Source organism: Salinivibrio sp. AR647 (genome assembly GCF_001995415.1).
GTDB classification, from domain to species: domain Bacteria; phylum Pseudomonadota; class Gammaproteobacteria; order Enterobacterales; family Vibrionaceae; genus Salinivibrio; species Salinivibrio costicola.
Genome location: NZ_MUFE01000005.1, coordinates 322,474 through 336,213 on the forward strand (window position 1 = coordinate 322,474; position 13,740 = coordinate 336,213).

General features: G+C 47.5%; 10 protein-coding genes and 1 tRNA gene. 4 read left to right on the forward strand and 7 right to left on the reverse strand.

Going from position 1 to position 13,740, the window contains the following annotated elements:
- Window positions 1–95: 95 nt before the first annotated feature.
- Window positions 96–2,012: an alkaline phosphatase family protein gene (locus BZG76_RS08210; protein WP_338013085.1), complete on the reverse strand. Its 1,917-nt coding sequence runs from the start codon at window positions 2,010–2,012 to the stop codon at window positions 96–98.
- Window positions 2,013–2,217: 205 nt separating this feature from the next.
- On the opposite strand from BZG76_RS08210, the gene BZG76_RS08215 reads away from it, so the two are divergent.
- Window positions 2,218–2,293: transfer RNA gene (locus tag BZG76_RS08215), tRNA-Asn, on the forward strand.
- A 104-nt stretch (window positions 2,294–2,397) separates the two neighbouring features.
- Here BZG76_RS08215 and BZG76_RS08220 read toward each other — a convergent pair.
- Complete coding sequence (locus BZG76_RS08220) at window positions 2,398–4,005, reverse strand: peptide ABC transporter substrate-binding protein (protein ID WP_077460880.1); 1,608 nt, start codon at window positions 4,003–4,005, stop codon at window positions 2,398–2,400.
- A 338-nt stretch (window positions 4,006–4,343) separates the two neighbouring features.
- Here BZG76_RS08220 and BZG76_RS08225 point away from each other — a divergent pair, with 338 nt between their 5' ends.
- Entirely contained in the window at window positions 4,344–4,994 is a 651-nt protein-coding gene (locus BZG76_RS08225) for a glutathione S-transferase family protein (RefSeq protein WP_077460881.1), read from the forward strand.
- 23 nt (window positions 4,995–5,017) lie between these two features.
- On the opposite strand, the gene BZG76_RS08230 is transcribed toward BZG76_RS08225, so the two are convergent.
- Both BZG76_RS08230 and BZG76_RS08235 read right to left on the reverse strand, forming a co-directional pair.
- A complete protein-coding gene (locus tag BZG76_RS08230; RefSeq protein ID WP_077460882.1) occupies window positions 5,018–5,680 on the reverse strand; it encodes a glutathione S-transferase in 663 nt (220 codons plus the stop codon).
- 87 nt (window positions 5,681–5,767) lie between these two features.
- Complete coding sequence (locus BZG76_RS08235) at window positions 5,768–6,304, reverse strand: hypothetical protein (RefSeq protein ID WP_077460883.1); 537 nt, start codon at window positions 6,302–6,304, stop codon at window positions 5,768–5,770.
- A gap of 196 nt (window positions 6,305–6,500) precedes the next feature.
- Between BZG76_RS08235 and BZG76_RS08240 the strand changes: the two genes are divergently transcribed.
- Entirely contained in the window at window positions 6,501–8,057 is a 1,557-nt protein-coding gene (locus BZG76_RS08240) for a cryptochrome/photolyase family protein (RefSeq protein ID WP_241824065.1), read from the forward strand.
- 82 nt (window positions 8,058–8,139) lie between these two features.
- Here the strand turns inward: BZG76_RS08240 and BZG76_RS08245 are convergent, their stop codons facing one another.
- The gene (locus BZG76_RS08245; RefSeq protein WP_025744343.1) at window positions 8,140–8,778 is read right to left on the reverse strand and encodes an OmpA family protein; all 639 of its coding nucleotides are present in this window, start codon (window positions 8,776–8,778) and stop codon (window positions 8,140–8,142) included.
- Between the two features lie 283 nt (window positions 8,779–9,061).
- Here BZG76_RS08245 and yiaY point away from each other — a divergent pair, with 283 nt between their 5' ends.
- Entirely contained in the window at window positions 9,062–10,210 is a 1,149-nt protein-coding gene (gene yiaY / locus BZG76_RS08250; protein WP_077460885.1) for an L-threonine dehydrogenase, read from the forward strand.
- A gap of 96 nt (window positions 10,211–10,306) precedes the next feature.
- On the opposite strand, the gene BZG76_RS08255 is transcribed toward yiaY, so the two are convergent.
- Window positions 10,307–11,320: a 2-hydroxyacid dehydrogenase gene (locus tag BZG76_RS08255; RefSeq protein WP_077460886.1), complete on the reverse strand. Its 1,014-nt coding sequence runs from the start codon at window positions 11,318–11,320 to the stop codon at window positions 10,307–10,309.
- Between the two features lie 168 nt (window positions 11,321–11,488).
- The gene (locus BZG76_RS08260; protein ID WP_198532314.1) at window positions 11,489–13,663 is read right to left on the reverse strand and encodes a TonB-dependent receptor domain-containing protein; all 2,175 of its coding nucleotides are present in this window, start codon (window positions 13,661–13,663) and stop codon (window positions 11,489–11,491) included.
- Window positions 13,664–13,740: the final 77 nt, after the last annotated feature.

Genomic DNA, 13,740 nt, shown 5'->3' on the forward strand with positions numbered 1-13,740 from the left:
CTGTTATCGGCCTGCCTTTTATAAGGTTAGGCCTGCTTACCGCGATTATCCAAATTTCATCGATGATAATCACGGTGATGTAGTAGGCGAGCTGTCTAGGTCTTTGTCTTTTCGGGAAAAGAGACGCGTTGACCATCGGTCTTCAGAAGGCTAATGGTGCGTGGAGAGCCATCTTCATTCAAGGTGACCAATCCTACGGCGCTGGCATTGACGAGACGCTTCGGGCCTGGCGTATCAGGGTCGCGCCGATCAATGCGCATACGCTTGCGTTTAGTGAGCCAATTCAGTGGAGACAGTGGGCTGAATAAAACGCGATCGCACCACTCGCAAAAGCTCAGAAGTGGCTCGGGGAAGCGGTTTTTGAAACCACTGGCAGTTATTTGCCACAAACGCGGACTATGGGTGCGAAATCGGATTCGAATATCATAAGCAAACGAGTAATGCACATCCCCAGATAAAATCACGTAATTGGTGGGCGTACGTTGATGACGAAAAATACTGAGTAGCGTATTGGCACTCCCTGGGTGGGCCATCCAGTTTTCGGCATCGACGACAGTCGGCGCGCCTAGCCAGGTCGCAATTCGCTGTAATACCTCGATAAATTTAACGCCAAACATGGGAGCGGCAGAGACGATCACCGCGCTATCATGCCTTAACAGATCATGTTGAAAATCCATCAGTGCTTCCCAGTCCATCAGGCCCGACGGTTTATTCATTTGTGACTCGGATCGCCAGCGACGAGTGCGTGTATCTAACACAACAAGATGTGGCGTGGTTGGTACCGTGTAATGCCAGTGCTCAAAGCGCAGACATTGCTCCACCATAGCCTGGTGCGTCTCTGTTTGTGTGTCCAGGTCGCAAACACTAATGGGCTGATAGGCGCTTTGGCGAGCGGTAGTGAGAAAGTCTTGGCCAAAGTTATCGGGCGCATTGCCCCAACCTTGGCACAACCAGTAAGCCATCAGACCATTGCCGATAATGCGACGAGAAAAGGGATTGAGATACGCGGCCTGCTCCCAACCGACGGTGATATTCCAATCATCCGTGATGTCATGGTCATCAAAGATCATATAGGTTGATAGATGTGCGAATAGTCGCTGCACACCGGTTAAACCGGAACGAAAGGCATTGAGTGCGAGTGTTTCTTGTTGATAGCGTTCGCGTTGACTGTCGGTAAGTTGACTGGGGGGATGAAGATGAGGTCCGTCTGTTAGCGTCCAAGAAACGGGAGCCCAAACCAGCAAATACATGGCGACGTGTTCTGCAAAGCTTATCAAGTGATTGGAGACGGTTTTGGAGGTAAAAATAGGCTGTGGTTGACCAAACAGTCTCTCTAAACGGCCGCCCTTTTCCGCGCGCTGGCTAGGGAGGAGCTTGCCACGTTGAACATAGCTGTCAGGATGTGTATCCAAGGCACGGCAGTCGACAATGGGCGCGGCCTCGAAATACTCATTTTTAAGACCTAATACGGCAATTAACCGGCGAATACGCTGCAGCATCGGCGTGGCGACGTCATCTGCGTAGATTTGATCCCCACTCATAATCAACATATTGGGCCAGTGTGGTATGGGGGTCGTGGCCAAATGTTGGTCGAGAGTGACGAGGGCATCATCGCAGCGATGGTGGGGATGTCGGCATGAGCCATGTGCGATGTGGGTGGCTTTTGAGGGAATACAAAAAGAGGGCGCTTGCTCGTTGTCATACAAGATATCCGGTTGGATGTCCGCCATTCCCCTGTGGTTGATCTGTATATCGTATGACAACGGGAGATCGACGGGAAACCCATGAGCCGACCGGAGATGATGAAGCACGACCCACGCACGCTCGCCAAGACGAAACCAATGTCCGGCTGACAATGGCATGGATGCTAATATCTGGTTGTGCTGATAAACTGACACGGTGCTATCTTCGGGCTTTTGTGTTAGCACTGACCATAACGTCACTTCATGCTGTGTCGTACGCCGTAGCATGGGGCCGGCAATAAAGAGTGGGAGCGATGCGTCTTTATCCAATGTCTCTGGGTCCTCGAAATCAGCTACTGGGCTACTGGGTTGTATATTTGTACTTTTACCTACGTGAGTGCAAAGAAGATAGTTTAATCGTCTGATTTGTTGCCTTTTTAGCCATTCGAGCCGAGTATGTGGGGATTTATTGAAAAAAGGGTTGCACCGAGATAATGGATTGCCTATCATCTCGCTCGTTGTCGAAAAAGACAATTCCCCCATAGTTCAGTTGGTAGAACGGCGGACTGTTAATCCGTATGTCACTGGTTCGAGTCCAGTTGGGGGAGCCAAATTTAGAGAAAGCGCTAGTCGAAAGACTGGCGTTTTTTTTTTGGCTTTTGTCACGTATTGTCAAACGCCACGCTAGGTAGCGTGGCGTTTGCACTTTCTGCCATTAATTTTGCGTTATGTATAGATTACGGGTGTACCGCAATTTATTCGGGTTCTCAACGTTATAACCGCCTACTTTAGGGCTTTTAATCACACTACGTGTGTAGAAGTACAGCGGAATGGCTGGCATGTCGCGAGCAAAAATACGCTCGGCTTCTTGATAGTAATCGTTGCGTTTTTCCGGGTCGACGACCGTCAAAGCCTGATCCAGCGCGTGATCATAATCTTTATTCCCCCAACTGGTTTCATTCATGCCATCACTACTGAAGTAACTCAGGAATGTAGAAGCTTCATTGTAATCGCCAACCCACGCATAACGTGCAACATCAAAGTCTTTTTGCAGAAGCTTTTGCAAAAAGGTTTTCCACTCTTGATTGGCCAAGTTGACATTGACAGGAAGGTGACGCTTCCACATAGACGTCACGGCTAACGCCAGTTTTTTGTGTGACTCCATGGTGTTGTAAACCAGTTCAAACTCCAGTGGATTGTCTTGCGTAAACCCGGCTTCCGCCAATAAGGATTTGGCTTTTTGATAGCGCGCATCCTGACTCATTTCCGCCCATTCAAGCTTGGGTGCCTCAAAGTGGTTAATCGCTGGTGGGGTAGCGCCATACGCAGGAATTTGGCCTTGGCCGAGAATAATATCGGTGATGATGTTTCTATCAATGGCATAAGATAAGGCTTTGCGCACTCTGACATCGTCAAAAGGGGCCTTTTCGGTATTAAATAAGTAATAATAGGTTGCCAAAGACGGCATGGTGATCAATTCATTAGGGCGTTCTTTTTTGATTTGATCATACGCTTCCAAAGGGAAGCTCGAGGTGATATCGATCTCGCCGGTACGATAACGGTTATATTCAGCATTGACATTACTTGATGCAACATACGAAGTCTTATTAATCACTGTTTCTTTGTCGTTCCAATAAAGCGGATTTCGCTCAAGATCAATGCGCTCATTAATGACCCAGTTAGTGAGATTGTAGGCACCCGAGTTCACCATATTGTTGGGGCGAGTCCAGCTGTCACCAAACGCTTCAAGCGCATGCTGTGGTACTGGATACGTTGATGAGTGAGTCAGCATATTGGGGAAGTAAGGCGTACGACGTTCCAGGGTAAACTCAACCGTGTGATCGTCAATGGCTTTAACCCCGAGTTGCTCTGCTGGCTTTTCGCCGTCAGTGATCGCTTTTGCGTTCTGAATATTGGCGGTCCCTAAATACCAAGCGTAAGGCGCACCTGTAACAGGATCGACGACGCGTCGTAAGGTAAAGATAACGTCGTCGGCCGTTATAGGCTCACCGTCTGACCATTTCGCATCACGTAGATGAAACGTATATTTAAGTCCATCGTCACTGATTTCCCAGTCTTTCGCCAGGCCGGGCACAACCTCGCCTTCTGGATTACGAATCATTAACCCTTCAAATAAATCGGAGATAATTTTATTGCTGGCGGTATCGCTGGATTTGGTCGGGTCTAGTGTTGGTACTTCACCGGCGACGCCCCAAATGAGGGTCTGTTCATTAGCGAGGGTGACATTCTCTGGCACTTGGGCGGCAAACGCTGAACTGCATAATGTTAACGCCATGGCACTGGCGAGTATCTTGATTTTCATAAGCCTTCCTTGGTTGAGTGTTTTGTTAATAAATCTTAACAATCAATAGATTAACCCTAATTGCTGATGAAATAAAACCTAGATGAAAGAAATATGATGCGCGTTGGTGACAGCAATAAAAGGTGACACCTCGCGAGCAGCATTAAACAGGGGTTTAAGCGATTAAAGCAGCATGATCGTTGGTCTTCCTGGTGTTTGTATGGCTAAGTTGTCATGCTTTTAGCATAGAAACACGATGACTTGCTAAGCTCGTTGGATTATGCGAGCCTCAAACATTCATCTTAAATCAAATAAAATCAAGGCAAGGAACTGCTTCTGACTGTTACAAGGAGAGTAAAATGAAAGTGTACGGACATCCGCTGTCAATAAATGTTCAGAAAGTGATGTGGTTGATTGAGGAGCTGGATTTAAGTATTGCGCTAGAAGAAGTCGATATTCGTCATAGCCATCGTGACGCACAAGCCATCGCTGAGCGTTGTCCGATGCAACAAACCCCCGTTTTAGAAGACGGCCCGAATAGCGTGTGGGAGTCACATACCATATTGCGCTACCTCGTTGCTTGTTATGGTAACAAAATGTGGTATCCGGATTGTGCGTTTCAACGATCATGTTATGAACGCTGGATGGACTGGTGTCTCTCCTCATTCCAACCCGTTATTAAAAGGGCGTTATTCTCTTCAGCCTCTGACCACCCACATGCTATGTCTTCACAAGCTATGTCTTCACAAGCTATGTCATCACGAGAAAAGGCGCTAGAGCAGTGTCGTTATCATCTGGAACGAATCGATGAGGTACTGGCGGAGCAAAAATATCTCGCATCAGATCGCATAACATTGGCTGATATTGCGATAGGAAGTTTGATCCATAGCTTGCATAATGAGGCGTCTTTAACCTTGCCACCTAATATCTCTCGCTGGTATCAGCAGTTAGCTGATTTGCCAGGCTATCAGCGTTGGATCATGCAAGCAGAGTCGACTCTGCCTGCATAATACAAGCCTTAACACTGTCTTTGTTACAGTGTTTTTAGGGGGCCGACCACGCATAACGCATTCTGGTAGCCGGGTTGCTGCTCAACTTGCTCCAGATAGCGAAAAATGTTGGCGTGATGTTCGGTATGAAGCTGTGGGCGCGCTGCCAATAATGGAAAACTCATTTGAATATCGGCCGCTGTGATTTGGTCCCCACAGAGCCATTTATGATGCGCTAAATGATTATCTATCATAGCGAAATGGTCGTGTAACTGCGGCGTCAGGAACTGCTGCTTCACACCATCCATCAGCTTCCGGGCTAGGGGCCGAATAAAAAATGGCATGGGAGATTCTGGAATTTTACTGAATATCAGAGACATCACCAATGGTGGCATCAGAGAGCCTTCGGCATAATGCATCCAGTATCGATAGAGGCTCTTCTCTGTTTTTGTTTCAGGTATTAAGCTGCCATCCCCGTATGTATCTAACAAATATTCAATGATTGCGCCAGATTCCGCAATCACAATGTCCCCGTCTTCGATCACGGGCGCTTTCCCCAAGCTGTGTATTTGTTTCAACTCACGCGGTGCGAGTTTGGTTTTTGGGTCACGCTGGTGGCGAACCAACTGATATGGAACCGCCAAAGACTCCAATAACCAAACAATACGCTGAGACCGCGATTGCTCTAAATGATGTAAAGTAATCATATCGGACCGTTTTAGACTGTAATTTAAAAACTAGGCTCGGGATAACGTACGACTCTAATGCTGATTCGATCAATAATGGTTGGCAGATCATTGGGTAAGAGCGGGAAGGACTTGTCCTTCGATACGAAGATCCGGACTGATTTCTTGAATATTTGTACCGCGAATATACAGATTGCCGCCGATATAGATATCGTCAGGAATAGCGTTTATCGGTGAGTTCGTGAGGTATAAATTGCCTTCAACAAATAGACGCTGAGGGAGCGCTGTCAATGGCGTATTGACCAGGCTTAAATCGCCTCGCACCACGAGGTTAGGGGGCAGACGCGTTATTTGTGTATTGGTCAGGTTAATATAGCCACCGACTTTCATCCTCGGTAGCTGCTTCAAAGCGGTATTGGCCGCGTTAAAATACCCGCCCACCTCTAATCCGCGAGGTAGCCGTACAATATCACTGGCTTCAATATCCAGGTACCCTTTTGTTTTGAACCCTGCAGGGAGTGCTGTAATCGGCGCAAACCGCAGTTTTACGTTACCGTAATTATCTATGTAGCCGTGGAAGCGAAGGTCTTGTACAAACTGGCTAGCGGGCTCATTCATTGCCAATGTCGGATAGACAACTATCATTGGAGTGATCAACAGGCAAAATCTGACAAGAAGTGCGCGCATAAGAGTAGGGCATAATGGCTAGTGTTTGGTCCAATGTAGAGCGTTTTGGCAGATATTCAAGCTGGTTGAGCTAGGCAATCATCGAAAATGTGGTTTGCTGCGTATGATTTTGCAACATTTATCTTGCAACACTTATTATGACAACGAGGTGCCAGTGAAGAGCACGCACTATAGAACTTTGCGCTTGGTGCTGGGCGATCAGCTCAATGCGAGCCATTCATGGTTTAAACAGACCGATGACTCTGTGCTTTATTTGGTTGCGGAGCTTAACCAAGAAGCCACCTATGTCAGGCATCATGTCCAAAAGGTAAGCGCATTCTTCGCGGCGATGGCGGCCTTTTCCCATGCACTTGAGCAGGCGGGTCACCATGTCTGTTACCTCACTTTAGATGACACTCAACGCTATCAAGATTTACCCGCGCTAATAAGTGCTTTGTGTGAACATTATCAGGTAAACACCTTTGCGTATCAGCGGCCGGACGAGTATCGGCTTTCGCAGCAACTCATCGCGCTCAATCTCCCCGATAAAGTGGCAATCCAATGTGTTGATACAGAGCACTTTTTATTGCCTTACGAGCATATAGCGACTCAGTTTACGGCGAATAAACATCGTAAAATGGAGTATTTTTATCGGGATATGCGTCGCCAGTTTGGTGTCCTGATGGACGGTGATGCGCCAGAAGGAGGACGCTGGAATTACGATCAAGATAATCGTAACAAGCTCAAAAAAAGCGATTTAGCTGCCATTCCGTCTCCCTTAGTATTCAGTAACGATGTTCGCGATATTTTAGCTCGTATCGAACGGCATAACGTTGCGACGATCGGTGAACCTGCACCAGACCTACTCTGGCCTGTGACACGATCACAGGCGAAAGCCTTGTTGGATCACTTTTGCCGTCATTGCTTGCCTCTGTTTGGTCAGTTTCAAGATGCCATGACGGGTCGTAGCGATCACCAATGGAGCCTCTATCACAGTCGTTTGTCGTTTGCACTGAATGCAAAGTTACTTCATCCCATGCAGGTTATTACCGTCGCGATTGAGTATTTCCGACATAGTGATGCCATCAACCTGGCGCAGATCGAAGGCTTTGTGCGTCAAATTTTAGGCTGGCGGGAGTACATACGTGGCGTATATTGGGCAAATATGCCTGCTTATGCAGAGAAAAATGTCCTCGAGGCAAATCGACCACTCCCGCGTTATTTCTGGGATGGGCAAACCAAAATGCGCTGTTTGTCTCAAGCGGTGACCCAGTCATTGCAAACGGCCTACGCACACCATATTCAACGACTCATGGTAACGGGGAACTTTTGCTTGCTAGCAGGTATTAACCCAGATGCCGTTGATGACTGGTACTTATCAATTTATATTGATGCGATAGAATGGGTTGAGATGCCTAACACTAGGGGGATGACGCAATTTGCTGATAACGGGTTGGTTGGCACGAAACCCTATGCGGCTAGTGGCGCTTATATTAATCGCATGAGTGATTATTGCGGCGATTGTCATTACTCAGTGAAAGAGAAAGTGGGGGATAACGCGTGTCCACTGAATGCACTTTATTGGCATTTTATGCAGCGTCATCGCGATCGCTTTAGTCGAAATCCAAGAATGGCCATGCCTTACAGAAACTGGGATAAAATGGACGCTGCCCAGCGCGAGGCCATGCTTGAGCGTGCAGACTATTTGCTTGCTCACCTCGATAACCTCTAGTGTTGGTGGTCAATACCTCTTTATGGTGCGCTTACTGCCAATAAGCGCACTGTGTTGTGTCACTCTTGACTAATCACCGCCGCTATTGGGTGTTTGGCACCACTTGAATCTCAACCCGACGATTCAATGCGCGATTGGATGCACTGTTATTGGCAACGAGTGGACGTGTTTCGCCAAATCCAGAGGTATAAAGGCGCGCATTGTCGATAGACTGGCTTGCAAGATAGCGTTTAACGCTCATCGCACGTCGCTCAGACAAGCCTTGGTTGTATGAGGCTGCCCCTGTGTTGTCGGTATGGCCCTCAATGCTTAAAAAGGTTTTGTCGTATTTGCGCATGACGTTGGAAACCGCATTGAGGGTGGGATAGAAGTCGGCGGCGATAGCATCTTGATCCAATCCAAAGGTAATATTCGATGGCATGATCAAACGAATGTTATCCCCTTCTCGCACTACTTGAATGCCGGAACCTGCCAATTCTTCACGGAAAGCCTGCTCTTGCTTATCCATATAGTTGCCCACCGCGGCACCACCGATCGCGCCAATGGCCGCCCCGATGAATGCGCGTTTATCTTTGTGGTTGGAGGTGGACTTACCCGCAATCGCACCGGTGATCGCGCCAATGGCCGCACCTTTTTGGGCATTCGACATGGATTCACAGCCTGTTAATGCCAGTGAGGCAGTCAAAACCGCAACCGCAGTCAGTTTATATTTTGTTCCCATTGTGTTCTCTCTATCACAAGTTAGCGATGACTCTACTCTATGGCATGTTAGACATTATTCTTCAAGAAAGTGTCAAAAAAATGATTTTCTGCTGATGTTTTAAACACAATGGACTTCGTCGCAGACACAATTCTCAGTTTTGTCTTTTATTTTACTTGTCTTGCCTAACAAATTGCGCTGGATCAAAATGTGACGAACTAATAGCGTGTTACAAAATGGCATCAAAAGGGGAAAGCACTTTCTGCTAAAACCTCTGTTATCCCTACAAAAGGAGTCAAGGATCATGTCGAGCACTTTCTTTATCCCAGCGGTTAACCTTATGGGTGCCGGATGCCTCTCAGAAGCCGCAGACGCTATTCAATCGCATGGATTTAAAAAAGCCCTCATTGTCACCGATAAGGTGCTGAACGAAATTGGTGTCGTCAAACAAATCGCGGCGTTACTGGATAGTCGCCAGGTTGACAGTGTGGTGTATGACGGTACTCAGCCTAACCCAACGACCGGCAATGTGGCGCAAGGCCTTGAGCTTTTGCAAGCGAATCAATGTGACTGCGTGATCTCTTTGGGTGGCGGATCGCCGCATGATTGTGCGAAGGGTATCGCTTTAGTTGCCACGAACGGCGGCCATATCAGTGATTATGAAGGTGTCGATCAATCGGCAAAACCTCAACTGCCACTGATTGCGATCAATACAACGGCCGGCACGGCATCTGAGATGACGCGTTTTTGTATTATTACTGAAGAAAAACGTCATATTAAGATGGCGATTGTCGATAAGCACACCACGCCAATTATCTCTGTGAATGATCCTGAGCTTATGCTCGCGAAGCCAGCTTCACTAACCGCGGCGACCGGAATGGACGCGTTAACTCACGCCGTTGAAGCGTATGTGTCAACCGCCGCGACACCGATCACGGATGCCGTCGCGCTCAAAGCAATGACCTTGATTCAAGATCACCTTCGTACCGCCGTGACTGACGGACAGAATATTGAGGCACGTGAACAAATGGCTTATGCGCAGTTTATGGCCGGTATGGCATTCAATAATGCGTCGCTCGGCTATGTGCATGCCATGGCACATCAGCTCGGCGGGTTTTATGACCTCCCTCATGGTGTGTGTAACGCGGTATTGCTCCCCCATGTTCAGCGCTATAACGCACAGGTTTGTTCTGAGCGTTTGCGTGATGTCGCCACTGCAATGGGCGTGGATACGGAGAATATGACGGCTGATGAGGGCGCGAAAGCCGCCATCCAAGCCATTCAGTCGCTTTCAACGGACGTAGGTATTCCTGCGGGCTTGAACGAATTAGGTGCCAAGCAAGAAGATATTGATGTGCTGACTGAAAATGCGTTGAAAGATGCGTGTGGTTTCACTAACCCGAAACAAGCAACACACGACGAAATCGCCAAGATTTTCATGGAAGCCATGTAACGTATCAAAGCGTATCGCCCCATTATAAAGCAGGCCTGATGATTCAGGCCTGCTTTCTTAGTTAGAGGTCAAGATTAATCAATGGTCCAGTCTCGATTAATCACTACGATCTTCCACTTCGGCAATTTGATTTTGGCAGCTTTGTCCGCTCAGAACGGTTTGAATATTGGTTAACGTCGTCTCGGCGATATTGTGCAGTGCCTCTTTGGTCAAGAACGCTTGATGGCCGGTGATCAGCACATTGTGGCACGCTGAAAGGCGACGGAATACATCATCGACAATCACATCATTCGACTTGTCTTGGAAAAACAATTCATGCTCATTATCGTAAACATCGAGCCCCAAAGACCCAATCCGTCCTTGTTTGAGCGCCTCAATCGCGGCAACCGAGTCGAGTAGCTCGCCCCGACTGGTGTTTATCACCATCACACCGTCTTTCATTTGATTGAATGCGTTGGCACTGAGCAAATGGTAGTTCTCTTTAGACATGGGGCAATGCAAAGAAATCACATCACTTTGCGCATAAAGCGTTTCTTTTGAAACATATTCCGCCCCCAGTTCAAGGGCCTGTGGGTTTTGATAGGGATCGTGGCAGAGTAGACGCATCCCTAGGCCGTTGAGAATGCGCATGGTCGCAATACCAATTTTTCCTGTACCAATAATCCCCGCTGTTTTGCCATGAAAGTTGAAGCCGACTAAACCCTCAAGCTCAAAGTTCGCGTCGCGGGTACGTTGATACGCTTTATGGAAACGACGATTAAGACACATCATCATGCCAACCGTGTGCTCGGCGACCGATTCAGGCGAATACGCGGGCACGCGCACAACCGTGATCCCCAGTGATTTAGCTGCGTCGAGATCGACACGGTCGTAGCCAGCGCAACGCAAGGCTACGAGAGAAGTCCCTGTCTTTGCGAGAATTTCAAGTACGGGGCGAGACAAATCATCGTTTACAAACGCACAAACCACCTCGGCACCTTGCGCCATTTTGGCTGTTTTGTCAGTGAGTTGGAAATCATGAAACTCAAACGTGTACGCAAATGCGTCGTTGACATGAGTGAAGGCGGCCTTGTCATAAGATTTCGCGCTAAATACGGCAATGGTCGTCATTAAATAGCCTCCGGTTTAATCGGGGGAGGTGAATGGTCTCTATCAATAACGTGATTTTGATCAGAAATAAACCATTAAATTTATCAGGATAATCGTGTCGGTTATGGTACGAAATTGCAAAGCCGAACTTGTGTTCGGCTTTGATAATGTTGTGTCTCCCTCGCTTGCCTAGAACCTAATAGTGGCATTAATGCGTATATCTCGGCCAGCTGCTGGCACGCCGGCAGAAAGGTAGGGTGAGTAATATTGATCGGTAAGATTGATGATAGTGGCACGTAGTACAAAATCATCACTGGGCTTCCATTCACCATACAAGTTTTGGAAAAAGTAGGCGTCACTTTCCACGTTTGCAGTGTGCAAAGAAGGCTCGTTAGGAACACGATCTTGCTCGTCCCAATACTGCCCTTGCCATGCGATTTGAATGGTATCTGTCAGTTGGCGTCCGATACCGAACATTGCACTTAGTGGTGGGGTTTCGTACCAGTATTCGTCTGCGCACGTGCTATCGCGCAATGATCCTTTATGTTTCCCCCTAACAATAGAAACAGACGCATCGGTGAACCAATCGTAGAGACGATATTGTAACTGTGCGTCGAGGCCGTAGGTATATAGCCCTTCTAGGTTGGTATAGTAGCCTTCTTTTTGTTTTGTCGCATTTATGCCACGACGCTGAGCAACGTCATGAATGATGTCATTCCAGAACAGCGTGACCTCAGTAGCAAGGTGATCGCTTTCAGTCAACACACGTTGATGCTCATTAGTCATACCTAATAGATACGCATTGACTCGAGTCACGGAAAGATCCCGACTTGTCGAGGCCCGTTTAGAGGCTCTTGCATACTGCACCGTATACAATTCGTCAATTGTTGGTGCTTTCAAGCCATAAGCATAGGCGGCTTTGATTTGCGTAGATGGACTGACATCGTAGACCAATGCAATACGCGGCTCCCAACCCTGGTGAGTAACAGCACTATAGTCATGACCCACAGATGGGTCGTTATAATCAGGTGCTAAATTCGGAACGCCCTCTGATCGAATATGGTTATAGCGCAGCGAGGCGGTTAGTTCGAGATCTGGAGTAATGAAGTATCTATCTTGGACAAACGCACTTTGAGTTCGCTGTTCACCAGATGGTTCAAAGTTTGGTGTATAGTACCCGTAGTTTTTCGCTGGTTTTTTTCGATAAGTATGATTGTAAACGCGAGAGTCTCGGTTTTGGTCTTGGTATTGAGCGCCGATCATAATTTCGTGATCACCGAAGTGGCTAGTATTCGTCAATTCTGCAAACCAACGCTCATATGATAACCATACCTGATGACCGTATTGACCCGAAGAAATATAAGATTGATAGGTGCTGTCGGGTCTTTCCCAATAACGATGGTTTTGTGAATGTGCGATCACGACACTAGTGTCTATAAAGTTATTAAACGGTTGATAGTGGTAATTCAGGGTACTGGTATACTCGCGATAATGATTATCCACCGATGTGGCAAATAATGCCGCTTCGTAGCTACCATACTTATCTATTTTGTAATCACTAATCGAAGGCATGGCGCCGCGTCGATTTGCCCACGGTTTTCTTCCCTGGTCGTCATACCGTGTGTGGCTTAACATAAAATCATGCGCACCAGATTGATAATGAATTTTACCGAGCAAGCTATGTTGGGCGTAGCCCGAGAAATCAAATGTCTCTCCGTTTCCTAGCTCAATATCATCTGCATCACGTTTTGACCCATGGAGCAATACCGACCAGCCAGAGTCGGATTTGCCAAAGGCAGTAATACTGCGTTTCCATTGTTGGTTCACGCTATTAAAGCCAGCCTGAGCCGTCGCACCGATTGACTCATCCGCATCAAGAAAGTCTGCAGCTTCTTTTGTTTCCATAATAAAACTGCCGCCAAAGGCGCCCACACTGGCACGAACGTTATGGTCGCCTTTTACCACGCGGACAGATCTTAGCAACTGAGGATCGAGGAAAAAACTGCCATATCGATACTGTTGAAATCCGACTGGAGCACCATCTATACGGACAGATAGTGCTGAGGGGTGAGAAAACCCCCACACATTGATACGTTCACTGCCTGGGCGCGCACCGGCATCAAGTGAGACGCCGGGCATTTTCATGACCAACTCTCCGATGTTATGAGCCTGTTCGCGTTGAATATCGTCCAGCTCTAGAGTCGATTTTCCCGGTGAAATAAGGGTAATAGGATGGTTTAGTTGCTCACCTTGCACCTTAATGGTTTCAATGCTGTCGGGAGAGCGATTCGTATTAGCACTGGCGGTATGAATGCCAATAGCGAAGGCTGCCAAAATGGCAAAGCATAAAGAAGGATACGGCATACTCATAATACTTTACTGACGTATAAAAATGCGCACTATACGCCGGCTAATCACAACTATCAATGCTAATGAGATTG

Coding starts and splice junctions, on each gene's coding strand:
- BZG76_RS08220 (WP_077460880.1), bottom strand. CDS start 4,005: ATGAAAATCAAGATACTCGCCAGTGCCATGGCGTTAACATTATGCAGT.
- BZG76_RS08225 (WP_077460881.1), top strand. CDS start 4,344: ATGAAAGTGTACGGACATCCGCTGTCAATAAATGTTCAGAAAGTGATG.
- BZG76_RS08230 (WP_077460882.1), bottom strand. CDS start 5,680: ATGATTACTTTACATCATTTAGAGCAATCGCGGTCTCAGCGTATTGTT.
- BZG76_RS08235 (WP_077460883.1), bottom strand. CDS start 6,304: ATGATAGTTGTCTATCCGACATTGGCAATGAATGAGCCCGCTAGCCAG.
- BZG76_RS08245 (WP_025744343.1), bottom strand. CDS start 8,778: ATGGGAACAAAATATAAACTGACTGCGGTTGCGGTTTTGACTGCCTCA.
- yiaY (WP_077460885.1), top strand. CDS start 9,062: ATGTCGAGCACTTTCTTTATCCCAGCGGTTAACCTTATGGGTGCCGGA.
- BZG76_RS08255 (WP_077460886.1), bottom strand. CDS start 11,320: ATGACGACCATTGCCGTATTTAGCGCGAAATCTTATGACAAGGCCGCC.
- BZG76_RS08260 (WP_198532314.1), bottom strand. CDS start 13,663: ATGCCGTATCCTTCTTTATGCTTTGCCATTTTGGCAGCCTTCGCTATT.